Origin of the sequence: Paenibacillus sp. FSL H7-0323 (genome assembly GCF_038002725.1) — a bacterium.
Classification (GTDB): domain Bacteria; phylum Bacillota; class Bacilli; order Paenibacillales; family Paenibacillaceae; genus Paenibacillus_AQ; species Paenibacillus_AQ odorifer.
In genome coordinates this window covers 3595665-3621080 of the sequence record NZ_JBBODB010000001.1, presented here as the reverse complement: position 1 = coordinate 3621080, position 25416 = coordinate 3595665, and the positions used below count along the sequence as shown (strand labels likewise).

16 protein-coding genes and 1 tRNA gene are annotated in these 25416 nt (G+C 46.1%); 13 read left to right on the top strand and 4 right to left on the bottom strand.

Annotated elements, in window-relative coordinates; translation table 11 throughout:
• Positions 1 to 286: 286 nt before the first annotated feature.
• Positions 287 to 2731, bottom strand: coding sequence for a glycosyl hydrolase family 18 protein (locus MHH89_RS16490; RefSeq protein ID WP_341087636.1), 2445 nt, complete (start codon positions 2729 to 2731; stop codon positions 287 to 289).
• Positions 2732 to 2791: 60 nt separating this feature from the next.
• Positions 2792 to 4765, bottom strand: a complete 1974-nt coding sequence (locus MHH89_RS16485; protein WP_341087635.1) for a glycosyl hydrolase family 18 protein — start codon at positions 4763 to 4765, stop codon at positions 2792 to 2794.
• A 601-nt stretch (positions 4766 to 5366) separates the two neighbouring features.
• Here MHH89_RS16485 and MHH89_RS16480 point away from each other — a divergent pair.
• From MHH89_RS16480 to MHH89_RS16465, 4 genes are all read left to right on the top strand, one after another.
• Positions 5367 to 5801: an NfeD family protein gene (locus MHH89_RS16480; RefSeq protein WP_076129202.1), complete on the top strand. Its 435-nt coding sequence runs from the start codon at positions 5367 to 5369 to the stop codon at positions 5799 to 5801.
• A complete protein-coding gene (locus tag MHH89_RS16475; protein WP_076129203.1) occupies positions 5801 to 6736 on the top strand; it encodes an SPFH domain-containing protein in 936 nt (311 codons plus the stop codon). The genes MHH89_RS16480 and MHH89_RS16475 overlap by 1 nt, the downstream gene beginning before the upstream one ends.
• Before the next feature lie 102 nt (positions 6737 to 6838).
• Entirely contained in the window at positions 6839 to 7294 is a 456-nt protein-coding gene (locus MHH89_RS16470; protein ID WP_036686965.1) for a cupin domain-containing protein, read from the top strand.
• A 155-nt stretch (positions 7295 to 7449) separates the two neighbouring features.
• Positions 7450 to 8286: an aldo/keto reductase gene (locus MHH89_RS16465; RefSeq protein ID WP_036686969.1), complete on the top strand. Its 837-nt coding sequence runs from the start codon at positions 7450 to 7452 to the stop codon at positions 8284 to 8286.
• 113 nt (positions 8287 to 8399) lie between these two features.
• Here the strand turns inward: MHH89_RS16465 and asnB are convergent, their stop codons facing one another.
• A complete protein-coding gene (asnB, locus tag MHH89_RS16460; RefSeq protein ID WP_076129204.1) occupies positions 8400 to 10244 on the bottom strand; it encodes an asparagine synthase (glutamine-hydrolyzing) in 1845 nt (614 codons plus the stop codon).
• A 144-nt stretch (positions 10245 to 10388) separates the two neighbouring features.
• On the opposite strand from asnB, the gene MHH89_RS16455 reads away from it, so the two are divergent.
• Positions 10389 to 10745 carry a hypothetical protein gene (locus MHH89_RS16455; RefSeq protein WP_036686975.1) on the top strand — a complete coding sequence of 119 codons (357 nt, stop codon included), beginning with the start codon at positions 10389 to 10391 and terminating at the stop codon, positions 10743 to 10745.
• A gap of 209 nt (positions 10746 to 10954) precedes the next feature.
• Positions 10955 to 11028: transfer RNA gene (locus tag MHH89_RS16450), tRNA-Arg, on the top strand.
• A 1980-nt stretch (positions 11029 to 13008) separates the two neighbouring features.
• On the opposite strand, the gene MHH89_RS16445 is transcribed toward MHH89_RS16450, so the two are convergent.
• Entirely contained in the window at positions 13009 to 13917 is a 909-nt protein-coding gene (locus MHH89_RS16445; RefSeq protein ID WP_076281899.1) for a serine hydrolase domain-containing protein, read from the bottom strand.
• A 444-nt stretch (positions 13918 to 14361) separates the two neighbouring features.
• On the opposite strand from MHH89_RS16445, the gene MHH89_RS16440 reads away from it, so the two are divergent.
• From MHH89_RS16440 to MHH89_RS16410, 7 genes are all read left to right on the top strand, one after another.
• A complete protein-coding gene (locus MHH89_RS16440; RefSeq protein WP_076142395.1) occupies positions 14362 to 15375 on the top strand; it encodes a LacI family DNA-binding transcriptional regulator in 1014 nt (337 codons plus the stop codon).
• Positions 15376 to 15399: 24 nt separating this feature from the next.
• Positions 15400 to 16149, top strand: coding sequence for an alpha/beta hydrolase (locus MHH89_RS16435; RefSeq protein WP_076310363.1), 750 nt, complete (start codon positions 15400 to 15402; stop codon positions 16147 to 16149).
• Positions 16150 to 16211: 62 nt separating this feature from the next.
• Positions 16212 to 17135: an ABC transporter permease gene (locus tag MHH89_RS16430; RefSeq protein WP_036687012.1), complete on the top strand. Its 924-nt coding sequence runs from the start codon at positions 16212 to 16214 to the stop codon at positions 17133 to 17135.
• A gap of 17 nt (positions 17136 to 17152) precedes the next feature.
• Positions 17153 to 18052, top strand: coding sequence for a carbohydrate ABC transporter permease (locus MHH89_RS16425; protein WP_036686985.1), 900 nt, complete (start codon positions 17153 to 17155; stop codon positions 18050 to 18052).
• A 57-nt stretch (positions 18053 to 18109) separates the two neighbouring features.
• Complete coding sequence (locus tag MHH89_RS16420; RefSeq protein WP_248549556.1) at positions 18110 to 19714, top strand: extracellular solute-binding protein; 1605 nt, start codon at positions 18110 to 18112, stop codon at positions 19712 to 19714.
• 109 nt (positions 19715 to 19823) lie between these two features.
• Positions 19824 to 21992, top strand: a complete 2169-nt coding sequence (gene bglX, locus MHH89_RS16415; RefSeq protein WP_076281897.1) for a beta-glucosidase BglX — start codon at positions 19824 to 19826, stop codon at positions 21990 to 21992.
• A 46-nt stretch (positions 21993 to 22038) separates the two neighbouring features.
• Positions 22039 to 25383: a GH36-type glycosyl hydrolase domain-containing protein gene (locus tag MHH89_RS16410; RefSeq protein ID WP_341087629.1), complete on the top strand. Its 3345-nt coding sequence runs from the start codon at positions 22039 to 22041 to the stop codon at positions 25381 to 25383.
• Positions 25384 to 25416 lie beyond the last annotated feature (33 nt).

Here is a 25416-nt window from a genome sequence, read left to right as displayed (position 1 = left end):
GCACATTCAACCGTATGAAGCGGCTACCTGGACACAGCTGACCTTAAACGCAGCTTTATCCGATATTTGAGATTCGAACGGACCCCAAAGTCGCTATGGGCACGAAAAACACCCCGAAAGAAGCATTTTATAGGGAATAGCAGCACTGGAGTCCGATACACAGCTCCAAAGGCTTGAAATTTGTAAATAACGTCAACTGGGTCCGTAACGTAAGCCCCAAAGGATGAGAATGCCTCTGCACTAATAATGGGATGTTCTCCTTGTTGGAATCAAGGAGAGTACCGGATTATATCAGCTTCCAAAGAGCAGGGGTGGAAGCTGGCTCCCACCCCTGAAGTGAAGTGTGAGGCTGCAAGCAGGAATACGTTTTTCCACTGTAGGCGACGACATCACCTACTTTATAAGCAACTCCTGTTACCCAGCTAGACCCTCCCGAAGTAGGAGTAGCAGTCGGTAATGGAGTTTGCGTCGGTGTTACGGTTGCGGTGGGCGTCGGTGCCACCGTAGGCGCTGGAGTAACGGTTGCAGTAGGCGTCGGTGCCACCGTTGGTGTCAAAGTCGGTGTTACTGTTGGAGCTACAGTTGCCGTTGGTGTAGAAGTTGCTGTTCCACACACGCTGATGTATTTCCAGACACCGTCCGGTCCGCTAAGATCGGGACGGTCTCCCTGTGTCCACCACTTGGCTTCATAGAGTGAGCCGCTGTAGGAAACGCGTTGTCCGCCAGTATATGCGGTTGCCGCATTCCAGGTCGCTGCCGAGCATTGTCCCGGCGTAGGAGTAGGTGTTGGCGCTACAGTTGGCGTAGGCGTCACGGTTGCCGTCGGAGTCGGAGTCGGTGTTGTTGTAGGTGTTGGTGTTGGTGTTGGTGTAGTCGTCGGAGTCGGTGTCGGTGATGCAGACGGTGTTGGTGTTGGCGTAGGTGTAATGCCTCCGTACAGTTTATCGTATTCCTGTTGGGACGAGTTTCCGTTCAGGGTGATTCGCTGTGGACCGCCTGAAAAGTTTAGCTTCATCATACCCGGAATTTCAAGTGAAGCTCCATTCGCAATAGTTTGAGTAGCTGTACCTGTAATACGGTAGCGGTTGAAATCCCAGGCCGTGGAGATTTGCTCAACGCTACCGGCTCCCCATGCCGAGGTTAGGGTTGTAGTTGTTGGCAGGTCGAACTCCAGCTTCCAGCCACCGGAAATATCTGTGCCGGTATTGTTCGTTATTTTTAATGAATAGGTATAGTTGGGATGATCATAGGCGCCGCTGAAGCTGAGGATGAAGTTTTTAGGTTCAGGCAACTGCGGCTTAGGAGCTCCACCCGGTGGCGTGGCTGTCTTCAGCTGATCATAGGCAAAATCGGTCAGAGAATTGCCATACGTATAAGTGCCATCGCTCTGCTCAGAGTAATCGCCCGTTAGTTCCCAGAACATCATACCTCCCAAGCCTTTTTGCTTGATGTAATCCAGCTTGTAGCCAAGAGATTCCTTATCTTCATACGTAAGAAAAATCTTCTTGTCTGCATTGAATAAGTACGGTGTTTTGGTAACAGGATCGAAGTAACGCTTATTCGCTGGATCTTTGAGCAGATTTAGCACATGCCAGATCGGATTTGCACCAGCAGGCTGCTCTGGTGCGGGATCATTCCAGATCCCGTATTGGCCATCTGCTCCCCCACCGGTTGTCGGAGCTGTGCCGTAAAGGCCGGTATTGTTGATGCCTCCATTCACATTTTTCCAGCCTCGTGAATAATAAGGAACTCCGATCACGATTTTTTCCGGAGGAAGCGTTCCAAGATAGTATCGGACCGCCCAGTCGGTATTCAGAACCGGAGTACCCAGCGCAGCAGTTTCAGTATCGCGGGAATCCGGGTACAGTGCAGAATGCGGCCCAACATATCCATTCCAAGCCCCATGGAAATCATAGGTCATAAGGTTCGCCCAGTCTAAATACTGATTGGCTTCCCCAAGCTTCATGCCCCCAAGAATCCAGGAAGAGGCGGTGGCCGCAATAGTCAGGTCATATTTCTGATTGTCTTGTGAACCTGCCAGATCGAGCTTTTCGCGGAGTTTTTTCATAAGAAGAACGTAGTTGTTGTAATTAACTGTACGCAGCGGTTCTGCCACGGCAAAATCGTTAGGATTACCGGACTGCCCAGTGCCAGAAGGGTACTCCCAATCGATGTCTACTCCGTTGAACTGATAGGTACGCAGAAAATCCACAACACTATTGGCAAAAGCTTCTCGCCCGGCTTCCGAATTCGCCATGTTGAAGAACCCTCCGGAACCCGACCAGCCGCCAACAGAAATCAGGGTGCGGACATCAGGATAGAGCTGTTTGTACTTAACCAGTTGGTTAAAATGCCCCTTAAAAGGCAAGGTGGTCAGCTGACCGGGATAGTCTTTTTCGATTGCAGCTGTACGGTCCATGAGATCAATCTTGTTCGTTTGAGGATTTACCTTGGCGAAGGCGTAGTTAATATGGGTAATTTTATCCCACGGAATCTTGTCTACGGTGTAAAATCCTTTGTTCTCCTGATCGCCCCACTCTGGGAAGTAAGCAACGATTTTACGAGGGTGATCAGCTGCTGGAGCGGGAGCGGAAGGTGTTGTTTCCGCGGCATGGGCCACTGGTAAGGATGCACCTGTCCCGGTGTAAAGTGGAACCAGAACGATTAGGCTCATTAGCGCAGCAAGGTAACTTATGGATATTTTGCGCTTAGCACGTGCTTTTGCAATCATATTTAATATACCTCCAAAGGGGGATGATGTTATTTCAGGAACGATGCTTCCTGCAAGTCTTTAATTGAGCTTCCATAGCGCAGGTGTGGTGGCTGGCTCCCAGCCCTGAAGTGAAGTGTGGGGCTGCAAGCAGGTATATGTTTTTCCGTTATAAGCGACGACATCACCTGTTTTGTACGCAACGCCTGTTCCCCAGCTAGACCCTTCCGAAGTAGGCGTAGCGGTAGGTAAAGGAGTTTGTGTAGGTGCAACGGTTGCAGTTGGCGTTGGCGCTAAAGTAGGCGTAGGTGCAACGGTTGCGGTAGGCGTTGGTGCTACCGTAGGTGTTAAAGTTGGGGCCACAGTTGCAGTTGGTGTTGGTGTCGCTGTTCCGCATACGCTGATGAATTTCCAGACCCCATCAGTTCCGCTAAGATCAGGACGATCCCCTTGCGTCCACCATTTGGCTTCATAGACTGAGCCATTGTAGGAGACACGCTGTCCGCCAGTGTATACGGTTGTTGCACCCCAGGTCGCTGCCGAACATTGTCCCGGTGTAGGCGTTGGGGTTGGCGTCACGGTTGCAGTTGGCGTTGGTGTTGGTGTTGCAGTTGGAGTTGCAGTAGGTGTAGCGGTTGCAGTTGGTGTTGGTGATGTGGATGGTGTCGGTGTCGGTGTCGGTGTCGGTGTCGGCTGCACCACTCCGCCACCAAGATCGGCGTTTAGTTTATTGGTTAGTGTTTTGTTCCGGTCACCACTTGTTTCCCAGAACATAGCACCTGCAAGACCTTTGGACTTCAGGTAGCTGATCTTGTGGCCAAAGGATTCTACGTCGTCATAGCTGATAAAGGTTTGATTTGTTGGATTATAGAGATAAGGCACTTTGGATGTATCATTCCAATAGCGGGTATAACCGTTTTTGTTGATATAATTGGCTTCGAGATCATAGAAATCATAGCTGCCTTTTTCCCATGTACCCGTTGGTGAGATGCCAGCGGACACCTGATATTGGCCGTTTCCTGAAGCAGGAGCTCCGCCCCAACCACGACCGTAAAAAGCCATGCCAAGTACAAGCTTGTTCGCAGGTACACCATTCGCAAGATAGGAGGTTACCGCTTTATCGATGTTAAAATTTTGCGGTTCGGTTAAGCCCGAAGCGGAAGCTGCGGGATCATAGTACAACGGAGCATTATGTCCAGTGGTGGTGTTCCAGCTCCCATTAAAGTCATAGGTCATAATATTGATCCAGTCGACAACGGAAGCAATGCCGGCCAGATTATTATTGTTGATATACGTTGGGCCTGCCCCGGAAGCAATGGTCAGCAGATAGGTTTTTCCATCCGCCGCGCCGGCTGTATTCAGCTTTTCGCGAACTTTTTGCAGCAGCAGTACATAGTTTTCTTTATCTTCAGGACGGTAGCTATTGCCTGCGAGTCCACCACTTACTGGATATTCCCAGTCGAGATCCACGCCGTCCATCTTGTATTTTCGAATAAAATCAACCGCGGAATTGGCAAAAACCTCACGGGTCGCAGCTGTCGCAGCTACATCCGAGAAACGGTTCGACCAGGTCCAGCCCCCAACGGAGATTAGGGTCTTCAGGTTCGGGTTCTTTTCCTTCAGCTTCCATAGCTGCTTCAGGTTACCTTTGATGGGATCATCCCATTTGTCATCCCCGAAGCTTTTTCCAGTGTCAATCCACGGGTCACCAAGAACAATCGTACCGTTCGGAACGCTGATGGCTTGGCCTTGCTCATTCTGGCAAGACCAGGTCACCGGATTAGGTCCGGTGGGGTCGGGATTGCCATGGATGCCATTCCAACAAATATCCGCAAAAGCGTAGTTAATGACATTCATTTTGGTAGGATCGATATCAGTTACATTGTAAGCACGCCCGTAAGCGGCCCATGAAGCGTAATAACCAACCAGTTTGTAATCCTGTGCGGCGTTGGCTGTTTTGGGACTGCCGCCCAGGGTGGAAAAGAGTGTCAGAACAAGCGCGGCGATCATCGCAATTGCAAAGGTTTTGCGTGAAGCTTTTTTCGTGAAGATCATTGAATTTCTACCTCCTAGATTCAAAGTGTAGTTCGAAATTCTTTTCGGCAAGATGTCCTGACCTTCACCTCCCGTCGGTTGTAGTGCACCATCACCCTTGGCGTCCCTATCATTCTATTGAAGTTCAATTCGTAGATTCAGCAGCAAAAAAGCAGCGGTCCAAATCAAGCCTTACCCAATCAGTAAGCGCTTTCTTTTATGCTTTTTGTGTGCTGCTGTTTCTTGGATTTTAAAAGATGTAACATGCTGTGTATGGTTTGAATGAATAGAGGAGGTTGTTTGGAAGTTGGATAATTAGGATGAATTAGATATAAATGGGTGATGGTAACTCTTATTCTCAAGCATAGCTTGCAATTGCGCTAGGGATAAAATCAGGTGATATAGGGGGACAATTTTCTAATTTATAGTGACTCTTCAAAAAGTGAACCCTTTTGGATTTGTATACTCGCTTTTATCAAGAAACTCATGAAGAAACACATAACCACCGATGTAATGAATATAAATCATATACATGCCTGAAATATTTTTTTATGGAACTATGCAACGCATCGATGTTTCTTTTCGTTATAGTAGTATCATACGGAAGGTGGTGGGCTCACCGATGGTTGTGTGGGTGTTTTGGCTGATCGCAGCCGGTGTCCTGTTTGTTGTTGAGATGATGACGCTTACTTTTTATTTATTGTGGCTTAGTATTGGTGCTTTGGCCGCAGGTTTGGTGTCGCTGATTGTTCCCGAAGCCATTTTGTTTCAGGTGGTCCTTGGATCACTGGTCGCACTTGGTCTGACTATATTCTCGAAACCACTGGTTTCAAGATTTCGCCATTCACGTGGGTTCAAGGATACAGGTACAGAAATCATCGGTAGGCAAGGAGTAGTTGTTGAGCCGATAGAGCAGGGACGTTACGGGCAAGTGAAGGTAGGCGGAGATACGTGGAGCGCGAGCTCTGATCAGAATCTGGGCAAGGATGAGGTTGTAAGAGTAGTGAAAAGAGGCACGACGATTATCGAAGTAGAACGATGGGGGGAAATGAACTAATGCAATGGGCAATTATCGCAATTATTATTGTAGTGGTCGTAGTTTTTGTGGCATTAACAGTCAAAATCGTACCACAGCAACGGGTAGGCGTAGTGGAAAGGCTCGGTAAATTTAATCGTCTGCTGACACCGGGGTTGAACATTCTGATTCCTGTAATTGATCAGGTGCGCACGTACCATGATTTACGGATTCAACAAGCGAATGTACCTCCACAAACGGTAATTACAAAGGATAACGTGCAGGTGCAGATTGATACGATTATTTTCTACCAGGTGGTTGGACCAGAGGAAGCTACTTATGGTATCTCTGATTATGTGTATGGGGTAAGAAACATTTCGACGGCAACAATGCGGCAAATCATCGGTAAGCTGGAATTGGATGAGACCTTGTCTGGACGGGAAAAGATTTCGACGGATATCCGTCTTGCTCTCGATGAAGCTACTGAGAAGTGGGGCGTACGGATCGAGCGTGTGGAAGTTATCGATATCAAACCACCATTGGATATTCAGGAAGCGATGGATAAGCAGATGAAAGCAGAGCGGAGCAAACGTGCCATTGTTTTGGAGGCGGAAGCTGCCAAGCAGGATATGATCCTACGCGCTGAAGGGGATAAACAAAGTAAGATTCTAAAAGCAGAAGGCGATAAAGAAGCGCGTATCCGGCAAGCAGAGGGTTCTCGCCAGGCGCAAGAGCTGGAAGCACACGGTGAGGCTAAAGCGATTCAAGCCGTGGCAGAAGCAGAAAAATCACGCATTGAGCTAATTCGTTCGGCAGGTCTGGATGAGCATGTTCTGGCTTATCGTTCCTTCGAGGCTCTGGCTGAGATTGCCAAAGGTCCTGCTAATAAAGTGTTCTTGCCAACAAGCGCTGTTGAAACGCTGGGAAGTCTTGGAGCGATTGCAGAAGTCTTCAAAGCGAGCAAGGACAGTAAATAGATTTTACAATTCGAGCTTATTCCGTTAAAGTAAAAAGCAAAAACAACCTTATGCATAAGAAGCTATTGTTGTTCATGCTAACTTTGAAGGAGAGAAGCTACTGTGACGCAAAAAGAAATTTCACCGCTAGTTGAACTGCTTGGATTACAGCCTCACGTTGAGGGTGGTTGGTACAAAAGACTTTGGAATTCGGAATTTGAAATTTCGCAGGAAGTGTTAGGCGATAGCTATTCTGGATCACGTCATTCGGCATCTTCAATTTATTTTTTACTTCACGAAGGCGAACAATCTGATTGGCATACTGTATTGTCCGATGAAGTTTGGTTGTGGCATTCCGGTAGTCCAATCGTGCTAAGTCTCGGAGGTAATGGAGATAAGCCTGAGGATGTGCAGGAAGTTATTCTGGGTCTCGATATTGCTGCAGGCCAGCAGCCACAAGTGGTTGTTCCAGCGGGAGTATGGCAGGCCGCGCGCTCGTTAGGCAAAGAGCCGACGCTGGTATCCTGTATTGTTTCTCCTGAATTCCATTTTGATGATTTCAAACTAATTGAGAAATAAAGAAGAGCGGGGGCGCTTACGCCTCCGTTTTTTTGTAAGGATTTGGGGAATGATGAAGCCATCTGCTATACTTTTTATGGTAGCGTTTGCTTCTTAAGTGGATAAATAGGTTAAGTATGTTTAACGAAATAACAATAAGCTTGGAGGGTTAAGCGATGAGTGAATTGAATGCACCGTTCTCGGGTGGTCCTACTTTAAATGACGGGGTGACCATGCCGTGGCTGGGTCTTGGCGTGTATAAGACTAAAGATGGCGAAGAGGTTATTCATGCGGTCAAAACCGCAGTGGAATTAGGATATCGCAGTATTGATACGGCAGCCGGATACAATAACGAAGAAGGCGTAGGACAAGCTATTCGTGATTGTGGAGTGGCTCGGGATGAGTTGTTTATTACAACGAAAGTACGGAATCCTGATCAAGGTTATGAATCTACGCTAAAAGCGTTCGAGGATAGCCGGCGCAAGCTGGGTCTGGACTATCTAGATCTGTATCTCATACACTGGCCGGTGGCAGGGAAATATCGTGAGACATGGAAGGCCTTAATTCATCTGCAAAAAGAAGGCCTCATCAAATCTATCGGCGTGAGCAATTTTCAGGTTCATCATCTGAAAGATATCATCGAGGATACCGGAGTGGTGCCTGTGGTGAATCAGGTGGAATTCCATCCGCTGTTGACTCAGCGCGAGCTGCTGAAATATGCCAATGAACAGGGTATTCAGCTTGAAGCATGGAGTCCATTAATGCAGGGGAATCTTGATCTACCGCTCTTAAAAGAGTTGGCTGAGAAGTATGGCAAGACCCCTGCTCAAATTGTACTTCGCTGGGATTTGCAGCAAGGTGTCATTACGATTCCTAAATCCGTACATGCGGATCGAATCAAGGAGAATGCCGGATTCTTTGACTTTACGCTTAGTGACGAGGATGTCAAAGCTATCGAGGGCTTGAACAAAGACCATCGATTTGGCCCGGACCCGGACAACTTTAACTTTTAAAGATCTTTCAGATAAGATCGTAGAGTAATCATTGCAAATACAAGCCAAACAGCAAGCCACCGGATACGGGGACTTGCTGTTTGGCTTGTCGATTACCTCAGTTCTCTACGCGCTTATTGGATGGAGACGTTATATTTACGCAGCCAGAGATCCACTTGGGCGAGGTAAGCAAACAGCTGAGGACCGGACATGAGCTGGCCGAACCAAGGCAGATTGGTTGAGGATTCCGGGGAAGCGGCGATCTCACGGATTTTGGCAGCATCAATTAGCGGAAGTAGGGGTGAAGTGGAGTCATCCAGAATGTTTAATACCTGAGTTCGTACCGCATTTAAATAGGCAGGATTATGAGTTTTGGGGTAAGGGCTTTTTTTGCGGTAGAGCACATCGTCTGGAAGAATGCCTTCAAGAGATTTACGCAAAATCCCTTTTTCACGGCCCCCCAGATTCTTGATTTCCCACGGAATATTAAATACATATTGAACGAGTCGGTGATCACAATAAGGAACACGTACCTCTAGCCCTGCGCCCATGCTCATTCGGTCTTTACGGTCTAGCAGAGTAGGCATGAAGCGGGTGATATTCAGATAGGACATTACGCGCATTTGTGCTTGTTTTCCTGTTTCTCCATCCAATTTCGGAACTTCAGCCACCGCATCACTATATCTGTCACCCAAATATTCCAGTGGACGAATCCACTCGTTAATTTCTGGGGAAAGTAGACTTGCACGCATTTTCGGAGCAACTGACCAAGGAAAAGTGCCTGAGGAGAGCATTTCCTCACGGTGGAACCAAGGGTATCCGCCAAAAATCTCATCCGCCGCTTCACCGGAAATAGCTACTGTCGCGTTCTTTTTAATCTCCCGGCAAAATAAGTACAAAGAAGAGTCCACATCGGTCATCCCTGGTAAATCCCTAGTGTACAAAGCATTATCCAGCGCTTCTACAAGCTCCGGGGTATCGAACGAGATGTAGTGGTGATTTGTATTTAATTCATCGACCATTCGTTTAATCCACGGCCCATCTGCTCCCGGCTGGAAAGTATGACTTTTGAAATGTTTGTCGTTATCTACATAGTCTACGGAATAAGTATCCACTTGTCCCTGACCATTCCGGTTGTAGTAATCCACTGCAAGTGCCGTCAGCGCACTGGAATCCAGCCCTCCCGACAAAAGAGAGCAAACAGGGACGTCTGAGACCAGTTGGCGTTCGAGTGTATCTTGGAGCAGTTCACGCACCTTAGCGGCCGTCTCTGCTTCATTGTCAGTATGCTTTGCGCTCTCCAGCTTCCAATAGGCATAACTGCGCAGACCTTCACGGCTATAGATCATAGCATGACCTGGACGAAGCTCTTGCATATCCTTATAAACACCATGACCCGGTGTACGCGCTGGACCGATGATGAAGATTTCTGCGAGACCTTCAGGACCCACGATTGGTTGTACCTTGGGATGCTGCAGCAACGCCTTAGGCTCTGAGCCAAAAACTAGGACGTCATCAACCTTGCTATAGAACAGGGGTTTCACACCTAAACGGTCACGTGCAAAAAAGACTTGGTCCCGAAGACCGTCCCATACTGCAAAAGCAAAGATTCCATTGAGCTTCTCTGCGCAATCCGGCCCCCATTCGATATAGGAATGCAGCAGCACTTCTGTATCGCACTGGGTGCGGAATTGATGCCCTCGCTGCTTAAGTTCCTGTTTGAGTTCGAGGGCGTTATATAATTCGCCGTTGTAAACAATCGCGTATACCTGTTCCTCATGGCGGGTGATCATGGGCTGGGCACCGTTCTCCGGATCGATAACGCTAAGTCTGCGGTGACCGAAAGCACAGGGGCCTGAGATCCAGGTTCCGGCTGCATCGGGGCCGCGGTTTGCTAAAGTTTCAGTCATTTTGACCAGCAGCTGCGAGTGCTGAGTGAGATCTCCGCGCCACTGGATAAATCCGGTTATTCCGCACATGATGGTTCATCCTCTCTTTTGTGCGATTGTTGTCCTTACTTTTTTGCCAAGTAATACAGATATATGCCGAAGGAAGGCATAAAATGTATGTCCTTATCCGAACACTAGGGGAGAGGGGAATTTGCCAGGAGGGAAGGATGACAGGTGTATTATATTAAAGACGCCAAAATTCGCAGAATGATGGAGTACGATGGTGCGCCTTGTGCAGAAGTGGGTGTTTTGCCGGGTGCTGTTAGTGATCCTGCGCTTTTGGTGTATATCGTTGAGGATCGGCGTGAAGAAGGATATGAGATTGTCCGTATTCTGACTAATGATGCTGATACCTCTACCGATTGGTTTGATAACAATATGCATGACGCTTTTCAAGATGTGACCTCGAGTGCATTTACAGGCAGTAACTTCATGTCGCCAGAAGATGAGCATTCCAAATTTCAACGAGAATTACTCACTTTTGGGGATTTAAAAAAGCAGCTGGAGAAGCGTTTTCGAAAGCTGGAGTAAATAGCGAAGGTTTGTAAAACGCACACTGGAATGGCTGAAAAGGACGGCAGAAATGCCGTTTTTTTCATTTCCTGTGGTTACGCTGATGTGTGAAAAAGCTGCACCGGAAACACTTTTATTATTTTTCTAAGTTGTTTTGACTTGAAAAATCCGCTGAATAAGGTATAATAAATATCGTTGCGTCAATACATAGTATTTATTTCTTATATGTCCCGGTAGCTCAGCTGGATAGAGCATGCGCCTTCTAAGCGCACGGTCAGGGGTTCGAATCCCTTCCGGGACGTCAATTAACAGCCTTCCTTCGGGAAGGCTGTTTTTGCGTGCGCGAGTTTTAGTTCGAGGTCACACACGGGGTGCTTTGTCTTCCTTCTTGATTTAAACGTCGAAATTCGAGTCATCGTTGAACATTAAACTTCCAGCATCTAGCCCGCATTTGTACATACGCAGCAACTATCGGACCCAGATGACCTTAAATGCTGAGAAATGCGGAATTTGCGATGTTATCAGACTCCATCGTCACTATTGATGCCAAACGTGCCCCAAATGAGCTACTTTCTCAAGAATAGCTGCTGTGGAGTCCGAAACGTTGCTCAAAAGGCGATAAATGAGTAAATAACGTCATCTGAGTCCGCGTGCCTCCTCGGTCTGAGTAATGCTGGTTACTTGGTGTGTTGAGCTGCTAACCATCATTGAACATCAAACTTCGAGCGACTAGATCACATTTGCACATATGCAGCAGCTATCGGACCCAGAGGACCTTAAATGCTGAAAAGTGCCACATTTGCGATGTCATCGGACTCCATCGTCGCTATTGATGCCAAACGTGCCCCAAATGAGCTACTTTCTCAGGAATAGCTGCACTGGAGTCCGAAACGTTGCTCAAAAGGCGATAAAAGAGTAAATAACGTTATCTGAGTCCGCGTGCCTCCTCAGCCTCAGAAAGTAATGGTTACTTGGTGTGATGAGTTACTTATTTTGCACATACGCAGCAGCTATCGGACCCAGATGACCTTAAATGCTGAAAAGTGCCACATTTGCGATGTTATCGGACTCCATCGTCACTATTGATGCCAAACGTGCCCCAAATGAGCTACTTTCTCAGGAATAGCTGCACTGGAGTCCGAAACGTTGCTCAAAAGGCGATAAAAGAGTAAATAACGTCATCTGAGTCCGCGTGCCTCCTCAGTCTAAGTAATGCTGGTTACTTGGTGTTGTGGATCTATTGGTGTTGACTGCATGGCGTGTTTGGCGTTGGGGACTTACGGTTTGAGCATTTATTGGTGTGAACGCTTGGGCGTGTTTAGTTACTTATCATCTGTTTAGTTACTTAAATTGTACACACGCAGCAGCTATCGGACCCAGAGGACCTTAAATGCTGAAAAGTGCGGGATTTGCGATGTCATCGGACTCCATCGTCGCTATTGGTGCCAAACGTGCCCCAAATGAGCTACTTTCTCAGGAATAGCTGCGCTGGAGTCCGAAACGTTGCTCAAAAGGTGATAAAAGAGTAAATAACGTCACCTGAGTCCGCGAGCCTCCTCGGTCTGAGAAAGAAAGTGCTGATTACTTGGTGTGATGAGTTACTTATTTTGCACATACGCAGCAACTATCGGACCCAGAGGACCTTAAATGCTGAAAAGTGCCACATTTGCGATGTTATCGGACTCCATCGTCACTATTGGTGCCAAACGTGCCCCAAATGAGCCACTTTCTCAGGAATAGCTGCGCTGGAGTCCGAAACGTTGCTCAAAAGGCGATAAAAGAGTAAATAACGTCATCTGAGTCCGCAAGCCTCCTCAGTCTAAGTAATGCTGGTTACTTGGTGTTGTGGATCTATTGGTGTTGACTGCATGGCGTGTTTGGCGTTGGGGACTTACGGTTTGAGCATTTATTGGTGTGAACGCTTGGGCGTGTTTAGTTACTTATCATCTGTTTAGTTACTTAAATTGTACATACGCAGCAGCTATCGGACCCAGAGGACCTTAAATGCTGAAAAGTGCCACATTTGCGATGTCATCGGACTCCATCGTCGCTATTGGTGCCAAAACGTGCCCCAAATGAGCCACTTTCTCAGGAATAGCTGCGCTGGAGTCCGAAACGTTGCTCAAAAGGCGATAAAAGAGTAAATAACGTCACCTGAGTCCGCAAGCCTTCTCAGCCTGAGACAGCGCTGGTTACTTGGCGGTGTTAAGTACTAATCGCCGAAGAATGTAAATTACCCATTATGCGCACGCTAACCTCAAGCCATAAAAAAAGACCGCTTCTAAAGAAGCGGCCAGATTTCCTCCCAGACGGTATCCAGGATTCCCTGCATGTTATCTTCCATGCTGTTAATTGCAATGACTGCTTGAGCGTCCGGCACCACAAGACAGAATTGTCCATGAGCGCCATCGGCACGGTAAGCGTCGTGGGAGCAGAGCCAGAATTGGCAGCCGTATCCTTCTCCCCAGTCGCCATTTCCATCATTGTCGATCTGTTTTTGTGTAACAAAATTGATCCATGCTGCGGGAATTAGTTGCTGGCCCTGCCACTTTCCTTGCTGTAAAAGCAGCTGTCCAAACCGGCTTAACTCTTCCGTGCTAATCTGAAGTCCGGCACAGCCAAGGGTTACCCCTTGAGGTGTTGTTTCCCAATCGACATTGTTTATGCCCAGAGGTGCAAACAAACGAGGTAACAGATAATCCTTTACGGTTTGCCCGACGCGGGCTTGCACCATTGCAGAGATCATAATGGTATCTCCGCTGCTGTATGTAAATTTCTCGCCGGGAGCTCTGTCTAAAGTCAGAGACAAATAATGCTGTACCCAATTCTTATCCTTCAAGGCTAATCTCTCCTCAGCCCAAAATGGAGGGGAGTCGTGCCCTGTACTCATTCGCAGCAAATCGAACAAAGTTATATCTCCGGGCTGCATGGAAGGAGGTGTTTGTTTAAGAGGAGAGGCATACTCCGGAAAAACATCTCTAAGCGTTGTTTCCAGTGTCAGCTTCCCTTCATCAATGGCAAGACCTACTGCCATACAAGTAAAAGACTTGCTGACGGAATGCTGCAAGCGCCGAATATCCTCCGTGAGATCCAGTTTTCCCACAAGGTTTCCGTTTTGAAGCACACGAACATTGAAAATATTCAGGTTTCGTTCACGAGCCTTAGCTGCGAATGGAGCCATGTTCAACATAAAAAGAGTCCTTCTTTCTCTTGATATTCTTAGCTAGGATAGCGAAGTGACAAAAAGAAAAACTAGAAAAATGAGTGGAAACGTTTTCTGTTATTGCGATGAAAATCACTAAATTGATGGTATTCCATTCTTATTTTAAAGTCAATAAAGCAAGTGGAACTATTATTTGATATATAAATTACAATTATTTCTAATTCATTGATTTAGTAACTATATACTTATTGTAATTTTAACCAAATAAAAAGTGATGAATCACAATTTTTTTTGTGTTTTTAGTTGACTTATAAAAATTACCTGTTCATAATGGACGGAGTAAGCGGAAAAAACGCGCAAAGGACTCAAAATGATGTCATGGGAAACGTTTCCCATCATTTCATGCGTTTCCACAACCTGATTTTCATCGGGTGAAGGGGGGACTCATCATAGGAGTGGAGCAAGGTAATTATGAATATCAAAGATATTGCAAGGCTATCAGGCGTGGGTATCGCCACAGTCTCCAGAGTAATCAATAATAGCGGTGTTGTAAGCGATACAACTAGAGCTAAAGTGATGGCGGTTGTTAGAGAACATAACTATATTCCAAACGGTAATGCGAGCAACTTGAAAAAAACGCGATCCAATACCATAGCGCTAATGGTAAAAGGGATCTCAAACCCGTTTTTTGCCGACATGATCAAAGAAGTTGAACGCCAGGTGAACCTGCGGGGATGTCCGCTAATGATCCAGCATGTAGAAGATGGAGTAGACGAGATCGATATCGCTCTACAGCTTGTAAAAGAAAAAAATCTATATGGCGTAATTTTTATGGGCGGAACGTATGATCACTCCGAAGATAAATTCAAACAATTAAAAATTCCATTTGTTCTGACTACCATCACGACTACAAAAGAAGTCGATCCTGCTGTTTTTTCAAGCGTGATCATTGATGATCTTCAGGAATCTTATAAGGCTGTCAGCTATTTAATCTCATTAGGACATCGCAATATCTGTTTTTTGGCCAGATTTCCTCTGGTGCAAAATACAACAGGTAACCGGCGGCTTATGGGTTATATCAAGGCGCTTGAGGAGCATGGAATTGAGTACGACCCTTCAATGGTAGAGGACTGTGAATATAGTCCAAGCTCAGGCTTTACAGCTACCAAACGTCTGCTCAATAAGAAAAAAGATATCACTGCTGTTTTTGCTGCATCAGATACGATTGCCATTGGGGCGGCTAAGGCGTTATTGTCCTTGGGCTTATCAATTCCAAATGATGTTTCGATTATCGGATTCGACGGGATTGAAATGGCAGAATATTATCATCCATCTCTGGATACGATCAGCCAACCCGGAGTGGATATGGCGAAGGCCAGTGTTGAAATTTTGTTTGACCTGATCACAGGTGATTCGCAAAACAAACATATGGTATTCGAATCTGTACTGGTTAAGCGGGGATCTTGCAAGAAAATAAACAAATGAATAAGAACGAAAAGGAGATAACTCATGGCATTATTAACAGTTGAGACAGGCTCTCCTACCTTGAGAATGACAACGACCATCAGTATTATCTCTCCCGTCGATTCAGGCAACATGTCTGGAGGAACGCTCTACCTGCTGCATGGTGCTGGTGATAACGCCAGTACATGGCACAGGATGACTACTATTGAGCAGTATGCAAGTCAATATGGTTGTACAGTCATAATGCCCCAAGTAAACAGGAGCTATTATACAGACATGGAGTACGGACTGGATTACTTCCACTATGTGACCCATGAGCTTCCCGAGCTTTGTGGCCGAATGATGAGGTTGGATGATAATCCGCAGAAGACGTATATCGCTGGTTTATCGATGGGCGGGTATGGCGCTCTGAAATGTGCACTTACCTATCCCGAGCGTTACAGCAAAGTGGTTTCGTTATCAGGAGTTACCGATCTCCAGAAACGATTAAACGATCCGCAAATGTCCAAGGACATGGCGAGGGAGATGGCGGGTACTTTTGGAAAACGCTTACAAATTAAGCCGGATCAGGATCTGTACGCTTTAGCCGCTAAATTGGTCGACGATAAACGTAATCTGCCTTCGATTCTGACTTGCTGTGGTTCGGAAGATCCGTTTGTGGAGATGAATCGGGAATTCGCAGCTTACCTGGAGACGACCCCTTATGAATTTCAGTATGTTGAGACCTCTGGAACTCATGAATGGCGATTCTGGGAGGAACATCTGAAGACAACCTTTGATTTCTTGTACAACTAAAAGACATAAGCAGAGTGAGGAGATGCAAATTGAAATCCGAAGTTGCAATACCGGCTAAAAAAATGAACGACAGCAGATTCCAACTGTTCCTAAGAGAAGTCTGGAAGAACAGAATGGTCTATACTCTGGTGCTTCCTGGACTAGTGTGGCTTTTCCTATTCGCTTATCTGCCGATGGGTGGTCTATCTCTGGCTTTTAAAGATTTTAAAGCGAATTTAGGAATTTGGGGCAGCCCATGGAGCGGATTCGAGAATTTCACCTATGTGTTCCGTGACCCGGCTTTTATTGACGCCGTATGGAGAACGTTAACCATTAACATCGGTAAGCTGATTATTCAGTTCCCTTTTCCAATCATATTGGCATTGCTGCTGAATGAACTGCGCATGAATCGTTACAAAAAAGCTTTACAGACGGTGTTTACATTTCCGAACTTCCTGTCATGGATCGTAGTATCCGGGGTTGTTATCAATGTGCTTTCCTATGATGGTCTGGTCAACAGCCTCATTCAAATGTTTGGCGGGACAGGCATTAACTTCCTGGGTTCTGAAAAAATGTTCGTTCCGATGTTGTATCTTACGGATATCTGGAAATCAGCAGGTTGGGGAGCCATTATCTTTATGGCCGCTATCTCTGGTATTGATACAGACCAATATGAATCCGCACAGATTGATGGTGCTACACGCTTGCAGCAAATGTTCCGCATTACTCTGCCTAACATTCTTCCGACGATTACGATTATGTTTATCCTTTCCGTCGGTGGCCTGATGTCATCTGGATTTGACCAAATCTTTAACTTGAGCAACGCTGCAACGAAAAACGTCTCGGAAGTACTAGATGTGTATATCTACCGAATCACGTTCCAGTCTTCAACAGACTTTTCATTCTCCACTGCAGTCAGTTTGTTCCGTTCACTTGTTAATATGATTCTGCTGATTCTGGCAGACAGAGCTGCCAAACTTATGGGCGGAGACGGTTTATTCCGGTAAGAAAGGAGTGCAAATGTATGAGTAAAAAAAAGCTGACAATTATGCAAGACCATAAAAAAATGACTGCTATGGATTATGTGATTTTCGTAATTCTGAGTGTAGGCGCTTTGGCCATTCTTATTCCATTCTGGAATGTCATTATGATTTCTTTTTCTACGCAAAAAGAATACGCTGATAACCCTATGATGTTATTTCCGAAGAACCCAACACTGGAATCCTATCGGGCACTCTTTGCTGATGGGCGGATCGGGACAGGGTATTGGAATACCTTTAAGATCTTAATCTTAGGACTACCGCTTAGCTTGTTCTTAACGACAAGTATGGCTTACGGCCTTAGCCGCAATAAATTCCCGGGCAAAAAGCTGATTTTTATGCTTGTCCTGTTCACAATGATTTTTAATGGCGGGATTGTACCTTTGTACCTGGTGATGAAGGATCTGCATCTGACAGGCAACCTTTGGTCAGTTATTCTGGCTGGAAGCTTCAGTGCGTTTAACCTGATTCTGATGTCGAACTATTTTAGCAGTCTGCCTGAGTCCCTGATGGAATCTGCGCGACTTGATGGTGCTGGGGAATGGAGAATCCTGTTCTCTGTAGTCCTGCCATTATCTGCTCCAATCGTAGCTACCATCACATTGTTCTACGGAGTAGCCTTCTGGAATGGATGGTATGACGCCATGATCTTCCTGCGGAAAGCGGATCAGATGCCACTGCAGAACGTGTTGCGATCTATCATTATGGAAGCCCAAGTGAATGCATCGAATGCCACAAGTGTTGACGCAGTGGGTAAGCAATCATTCTCTATGGGTATGAAAATGGCGGCAGTATTCGTTACCATGGTTCCTATTATGTGTTTCTTCCCAATGCTCCAAAAGCACTTTGCCAAAGGGGTACTTACAGGGGCTATCAAGACCTAGTGGTTTATGATTTATCCATATAAAAGAGGGTCAGTCACACAATTTAAGGAGGACAAAATGAATATTTTAAAAAGAAAATCTGTAAAGTCAATCCTTGCCGGTGTTTTATGTCTTACTCCAATCATGTTGGCAGCATGCTCAAGCTCAGACAACAATGCTAATAGCGGAAATTCAGGCAATCCAACAGATGGATATAAAGATGAGTTGAAGATTTCGTTAGCCAGTACCATTAAGACAACAGAATCTGATTTTGATAACGTGTATCATAAATATTTTACGGATAAGTTCAATATTAAATGGGATTACAACTATATTGAATGGGATTCATGGGCTGAGAAGCTTCGCCTATGGATTAACTCTGGTGATCTTCCTGACGTAGCAAGCTGGAACTATGTTCACGGTGATGCGCTTAATTACATTGATCAAGGGCTGCTGTACAAGCTGCCAGATGACTGGAAAGAACGCTGGCCGAATGTGGCAGCCGCTTATAAGCTGACAGGACTTGGCGATGAATTGGAGAAAGCGGTAGGTGGCACTTATGTTCTGCCAAGACCGGTATACTTTGAGAACAAGCCGGCAGATCCGCTTATTAACCAAATCGGAGTAATTGCTCTGCGTTCTGACTGGGCTAAAGCCGTTGGTTTTGAATTGAAGGATGCTTACACTACTACAGAACTGATGGAATTTGCTAGATTGCTTAAAGAGAAAGACCCTGGCAAGGTAGGAGATAAACTCATTCCTATTTCTTATGACATCAACGATGCTTTGACTAATATTGTAATGGCTAATAGCGTGCATTCCAGAGTAGAGTCAGCATTCTATAAAGATGCAGATGGCAAATACCAATGGGGTCCAGCCAACGATGAAACGTTAGCGGCACTGAAAGAACTTCAAACTACTTATAAAGAAGGATTACTGCACCCTGAGTTTTATACTTGGAAAAATGGTGAATCTGGCCAAAAGTTCACAGTTAACGGTGTTTCCGGTATTACGAGTCTAGGTGGTTTGGCTTCTTACAGAAAAGACATGGACGTTAAAATGAATGATAACCTAGGTGTAAATAGTGATGACCTAGTACACACAGCTATTGTACTTGGCGATGACGGTAAATATCGTAACCTTGATCAAGTTAACTTCTGGTCTGCTGTAATCTTCTCGCCAGATATTAGCAAAGAGAAATTTGAACGGATTATGGACTTCATGGAATATACAACAAGTAAAGAAGGTCAATTGACCGTTAACTTGGGCTTTGAAGGAACAGACTGGAAAAAAGGCGAAAATGGCGAATTAATCAGCCTACTCCCTGAAGGAACAACATTGGATAAGAAATATCCGAACCGTTTTGAAGGACTGTATGTCTTGGCGGATGACTTTAGTGTCGTGAACCCTGCGATCAAAAAAGAATATCGCGATCGTTCTGTAGAACTGTTCAAGGAAAAAGCTGAGCTTGCGTTAAAAGACAAAGCAACGGCTGAATATGACTGGGACTACCAGTTGTATGATTCCAAGGCTAAAAATCAGGCTTCCTTTGACTATGCTACAGAATACACTAACCTGATTTTGAAACCAGGCGATCTAGAGGCGAACTGGAAAGAATGGGTTAAGAGCAAACAATCCCTCGTTCAGCCGGTTCTAGATGAACTAAACAATCTAAAAAAATAGCTTTCGCCCTATGCATGTAGGAATGAACCTACAGGACCCGCGTGCAATTCTTGCACACGGGTTTTTCCATTCATAGGCATCGGCAGAATTGAACAATGGAGGATTTGAAATGAATGAGCAGCAACTGACTACCTTGTTGAACCAGATGACGCTTGAAGAAAAGATTGCACAATTGCAGCAGCTAGCCGCTAATTTCTATGAAGGGGCAGAGGATGGAGGACAAATCACTGGCCCTATGGCATCCATGGGAATTACGGACCACATGATCGAGAGCAGCGGCTCTGTACTTGGTCTATCAGGTGCAGCGCAAGTCATTGCGGTTCAGGAAGCCCATTTACGCAAAAATAGATTGGGCATTCCCTTGCTGATGATGGCGGATATTGTGCATGGCTTCAAGACGATTTTTCCGGTCCCGCTGGCAATTGGCTGCTCTTGGGATATGGATCGCGCAGAGCTGAGCGCCGAGATTGCGGCTAAAGAAGCGGCGGTCTCCGGTGTGCACGTTACTTATGCGCCAATGGCGGATCTTGTACGGGACCCACGTTGGGGAAGAGTAATGGAATCTACAGGAGAAGATCCATATTTGAATGGTAGGTTTGCCCGTGCGTTTGTGCGCGGATTTCAAGGAAGCGACTTGACTGGTGATGTAGATCGTCTGGCGGCTTGTATTAAGCACTTTGCTGCCTATGGTCTATCCGAAGGCGGTCGTGATTATAATACGGTGGATTTATCGGAACGGCAGCTGCGTGAATATTATCTGCCGGCCTATCGTGCAGCACTGGATGAAGGTGCAGAGATGGTCATGACTTCATTTAATACGATTGATGGGATTCCGATAAGCGGCAACGTCAAGCTGCTTCGCCAGCTGCTTCGTGAGGAATGGGGATTTGATGGCGTATTGATTTCGGATTGGGGTGCAGTGAAGGAACTGATCCCACATGGTGTCGCCGAGGATGAGGCTGAGGCAGCACTTAAAGCCATCAAAGCTGGTGTAGACATCGAGATGATGACGGCTTGTTACGTTCATCAGCTTCCGGCGCTTGTTGCAGATGGACAAGTAGATGAGAAGATTATTGATGAAGCTGTGCTTCGTATTTTGAAATTGAAGCAAAGATTGGGCTTGTTCGAGCATCCGTTCCGCGGAGCTGACGTCGAGAAAGAGCGTGAGGTAATCTTCTGTGAAGATCATCGAAATGCGGCGCGTGAGTTGGCGGCTAAATCCTGCGTACTGCTCAAGAATGATCAGGTTCTGCCGCTTGCTGCAGAGCAACGGATTGCGCTAATTGGACCGTTTGCTACTAGCGGAGATATTCTTGGACCGTGGTCGTGGTTGGGTTCAACGGAAGAGGCAAGCCGTCTTGCACCAGCACTTCAAGCTCGCGCAGGTGCGGGTAAGATTACTGTTGCAGAAGGTTCTGGAGTCGATAGCTTTACAGAGGAACAGTGGCTGGAGGCGGAAGCGGCTGCTAAGCAAGCTGATGTGATTGTACTGGCGCTTGGTGAACATTCAGAGATGAGTGGAGAAGCGGGCAGCCGTTCAGATATCCGTTTGCCGGAAGCGCAGCTTGAGCTTTTACAACGTCTGAAACAGCTGAATAAGCCTATCGTGGTGGTGTTGTTTAATGGACGTCCACTAGACTTGGCCGGTGTGTACGAGCATGCAGATGCCATTCTGGAAGCTTGGTTCCCGGGCAGTGAAGGCGGAGCGGCAATTGCCAGTCTACTTTATGGAGATGAGAATCCTTCAGGAAGATTAACGATGTCTTTCCCGGTATCCGTTGGGCAGATTCCAGTCTATTACAATCATTTCAACACTGGACGCCCACTTCATGCTCCGGGTGCCGACAAACGTTATGTCTCGCAATATCTGGACATTCCTAATGAACCGCTTTTGCCATTTGGTTTTGGACTGAGCTATACGACATTTAGCTATAGTGAACCAATTCTGTCCGGTGATATCATGACTGAAAATCAGCCTATTGAAATAAAAGTTACGGTGACCAATACTGGAGAAGTGGATGGGGAAGAGGTAGTGCAGCTGTATATCCGAGACATTTCCGGAGAGGTCGTCAGACCAATGAAGGAACTGAAGGATTTTGCCAAAATCAACCTCTCACCAGGGGAAAGTCGTGAAGTGACCTTTACACTTACCGAACAGCAGCTTCGTTACTATCATAGCGATCTAAGCTTTAGCAGCGATCCGGGACGATTTAAATTATTCGTCGGTTCGAACAGCAATGAGGTTAAAGAACGGGATTTTTGCTTAACATTAGCATAAGTAGAATATATACGGCAGTAACGCCGTAATGGAGGAAGTGTATAATATGACTACTAATTTGAATACTAACATCCGTTTAAACGCCGGGGATCTATCCTTCACTTTTACAAACAGCGGGGACTTGTTCCAAGTCCTCTACGAACGGACAATGATCAATCAATTGCTGCCAAGCATTGTGGATGGTTCATTATCCAATCTATATTTGCGAGTGCACAATGATGGAAACATTCAAGCCATTCCTTTGCTGGGCATTCATTCTTCAAGCACTGTACGTAAGGCTGGAAACCGTTTGGTTTGGGAAGGTACTGCGGAAAATATTGAATATCAAGTTATTTTCACCCCTACTGCAGGAGGAGCTTGGTTCTGGGATGTGAAGCTTACTGGACAAAATGCAGAGGTAGATCTTGTGTACGGACAGGATGTAGGGATTGCTGATATCGCCGCTGTCCGCAGTAATGAAGCTTACCTGTCACAGTATATCGATCATGCGGTATTTGAGGATCAATCCAACGGGTACGTTGTTTGCTCTAGACAGAATCAGCCGCAGGGCGGGAAATTCCCATATCTGCAACAGGGTTCACTTACCAAGGCAACAAGCTTCTCAACAGACGGTTTTCAATTCTTTGGACTGTCCTATAAAGAAACCAACCAACCAGAGAGCTTGGGTCGTGAGCAATTAAGTAATGAGATCTATCAATATGAATTCGCATATACTGCGCTGCAATCGGAACGGGTGAAGCTGAGCGGGGAAACACGGTTTGTGTTCTACGGATTTTTTAAGCAAGATCATCCAGAAGCGATCACTGCGCTAGAATTTGCTAATGATATTGCTGCGGCTTGGGATGCTGTTAAAGATTTACCTTTAGAAGCTGAAGCAGCACTTGAACGTTCTTTCTTCTCGAAGGAGCTGGGAGCACCGCTGGCTGCAGATTCGCTGACAGAGAAAGAAATCGGGGTCTTGTTTCCGGTTCGTTATCAGGAGGAGAGAGAAGGAGACACACTACTTTCCTTTTTCACGGAGAATTATGAGCACGTAGTATTAAAAGAGAAAGAAATGCGCGTAGAACGGCCACACGGCCATATCCTGATGAGTGGGGATAACGCTCGACTTAATGATAAGGTCATCACAACAACTTCTTATATGTACGGGATCTTTAACTCCCAAGTGGTAATTGGAAATACCAATTTCAACAAGCTAATGTCCAATCCAAGAAATGCGCTTAACATTCCAAAAGCTTCAGGACAACGCATTTATGTAGAGTGGAACGGTGAATATCGTTTGCTGACCATGCCTTCTCTATTTGAGGTTGGTTTCAACTATGCTCGTTGGTATTACAGAACAGATGGTGAATGCTTCATTATTACGAACTACACCACCGAAGATTCGCCGGAGATATTCCTGAATGTGCGTTCGGAAAGCGGACGAGCTTATCGTTATTTAGTCACTAATCAAATCACCATGAACGTTAATGAATACGAGCTTCCATATCAATCTAAGCAAGAAGGTGGAGCAGTAATCTTCTCCGCTGACAGAAGCGCACTAAGTGCTGGTGAATATCCCGACTTACAGTATAAATTACAGGTACAGGGTGCGGAGTTAACTCTGCAGGATGAAGGTAGACTTGTCTCTCCTGTTCAACCAACTGAAGCGCCGTTAGCAGTTCTGGAGCTGTCTGCCAGCAGTGAATGGACCTTGAATATTCAAGGCCTTCTGGATGGTAAGTCACTTGCTCCAAGAAATCGTTCAGCTGAGGAAGAGATTTCTGCTTATCGCGCGTTTTATGCTGGTGTGATGAATGGCTTCCGCCTGACGCTTGGGGACGGAACAGAAGGTGAACTGTTTAAGGTTAACGCTCTGACTTGGTGGTACACACATAACATGCTGGTTCACTATTCGGTTCCACATGGTTTAGAGCAATATGGTGGCGCTGCTTGGGGAACCCGGGATGTATGTCAGGGACCTGTGGAATATTTCATGGCTACGCAAAAATACGAACAGGTTCGGGAAATTTTGCTGACGCTGTATAGTCATCAATATGAAGATGATGGCAACTGGCCACAGTGGTTCATGTTTGATAAATACACGAAGATACAACAAGAAGAAAGTCATGGAGATATTATTGTATGGCCGCTTAAGGTGCTTGGAGACTACTTGGCAGTAACTCAGGATTACAGCATCTTGGGAGCAACAGTACCGTATACCCGTAAGCACAGCTTTGACTTTACAGAAGAAAAAGCGACGTTGCTGGATCACGCACGGAAGGAAATTGCTTATATTAAGGATCATTTCCTGCATGACACACATCTGTCTTCTTACGGTGATGGAGACTGGGATGATACGCTCCAGCCTGCAAATCCACAGCTGAAGCAGTATATGGTTAGCAGCTGGACAGTGGCGCTTACCTATCAGACACTTAATCAGTTCTCAGAGGTACTTCGTTCAGTTGATCAAGCTGAGGCAGAGGAACTGAAGGCGATGGTGGAAGGAATCCGTAAGGATTTCCATACTCATATGCTTCAATCCGAAGTGATTCCTGGCTTCCTGTATATGGAGGACCCTGAGCAGATTAAGCTTATGGTGCACCCAAGTGACACAGAAACAGGTATTCAGTACCGTCTGCTGCCTATGACGCGCAGTATGATCAGTGAGCTGCTTACTCCGGAACAGGCCGAAGCACACTATGATGTCATTCAGGATAAACTATTCTGCCCTGACGGTGTGCGTCTGATGAATCGTCCAGCTCAATATGTTGGCGGGGTCAGCACTCATTTCAAACGTGCGGAGCAAGCGGCTAACTTTGGCCGGGAAATTGGACTTCAGTATGTGCATGCACATATCCGTTATGTAGAGGCTATGGCCAAGCTCGGTAAAACCGATCAGGTCTGGAAGGGTCTGGCAGCGATTAATCCGATCGGAATCCGCGATGTGGTGCCAAACGCTGAACTACGTCAAGCTAACTCCTATTTCAGTAGCTCGGATGGTAAATTTAACACCCGTTATGAGGCACAGGAGAATTTCGATAAACTGCGCAATGGTGACGTAGCTGTTAAAGGTGGCTGGAGAATCTATTCCAGCGGTCCTGGGATCTATATGAACCAGTTAATCTCGAATGCACTGGGGATCCGTACGGAAGGTGGAGACTTAATTGTTGACCCTATTCTGCCGGACTCGCTGGATGGAATGCACTTTAGTTTTGAATATGCAGGCACTAAGGTAGACTTTATCTATCACCTTACAGGTCGTGAGATTAGTCAAATTACTATCAACGGTACGGAAGTGCAAACAGAAGGTACACCTAACCGCTATCGTAGTGGTGGTGTTCGCATCAAACGTGCGGACTTTGATCGTCTCAGCACGGAAGCTGGAAATGTGATAGAGATTTATAAGTAACATATATATAGAAGGGCAATCTCCGCGTTAAGC

Excerpts from the sequence above, each read along its gene's own strand:
- MHH89_RS16490 (WP_341087636.1), bottom strand. The coding sequence starts at position 2,731 with ATGATTGCAAAAGCACGTGCTAAGCGCAAAATATCCATAAGTTACCTT.
- MHH89_RS16485 (WP_341087635.1), bottom strand. The coding sequence starts at position 4,765 with ATGATCTTCACGAAAAAAGCTTCACGCAAAACCTTTGCAATTGCGATG.
- MHH89_RS16480 (WP_076129202.1), top strand. The coding sequence starts at position 5,367 with ATGGTTGTGTGGGTGTTTTGGCTGATCGCAGCCGGTGTCCTGTTTGTT.
- MHH89_RS16475 (WP_076129203.1), top strand. The coding sequence starts at position 5,801 with ATGCAATGGGCAATTATCGCAATTATTATTGTAGTGGTCGTAGTTTTT.
- MHH89_RS16465 (WP_036686969.1), top strand. The coding sequence starts at position 7,450 with ATGAGTGAATTGAATGCACCGTTCTCGGGTGGTCCTACTTTAAATGAC.
- asnB (WP_076129204.1), bottom strand. The coding sequence starts at position 10,244 with ATGTGCGGAATAACCGGATTTATCCAGTGGCGCGGAGATCTCACTCAG.
- MHH89_RS16445 (WP_076281899.1), bottom strand. The coding sequence starts at position 13,917 with ATGTTGAACATGGCTCCATTCGCAGCTAAGGCTCGTGAACGAAACCTG.
- MHH89_RS16440 (WP_076142395.1), top strand. The coding sequence starts at position 14,362 with ATGAATATCAAAGATATTGCAAGGCTATCAGGCGTGGGTATCGCCACA.
- MHH89_RS16435 (WP_076310363.1), top strand. The coding sequence starts at position 15,400 with ATGGCATTATTAACAGTTGAGACAGGCTCTCCTACCTTGAGAATGACA.
- MHH89_RS16430 (WP_036687012.1), top strand. The coding sequence starts at position 16,212 with ATGAACGACAGCAGATTCCAACTGTTCCTAAGAGAAGTCTGGAAGAAC.
- MHH89_RS16425 (WP_036686985.1), top strand. The coding sequence starts at position 17,153 with ATGAGTAAAAAAAAGCTGACAATTATGCAAGACCATAAAAAAATGACT.
- MHH89_RS16420 (WP_248549556.1), top strand. The coding sequence starts at position 18,110 with ATGAATATTTTAAAAAGAAAATCTGTAAAGTCAATCCTTGCCGGTGTT.
- bglX (WP_076281897.1), top strand. The coding sequence starts at position 19,824 with ATGAATGAGCAGCAACTGACTACCTTGTTGAACCAGATGACGCTTGAA.
- MHH89_RS16410 (WP_341087629.1), top strand. The coding sequence starts at position 22,039 with ATGACTACTAATTTGAATACTAACATCCGTTTAAACGCCGGGGATCTA.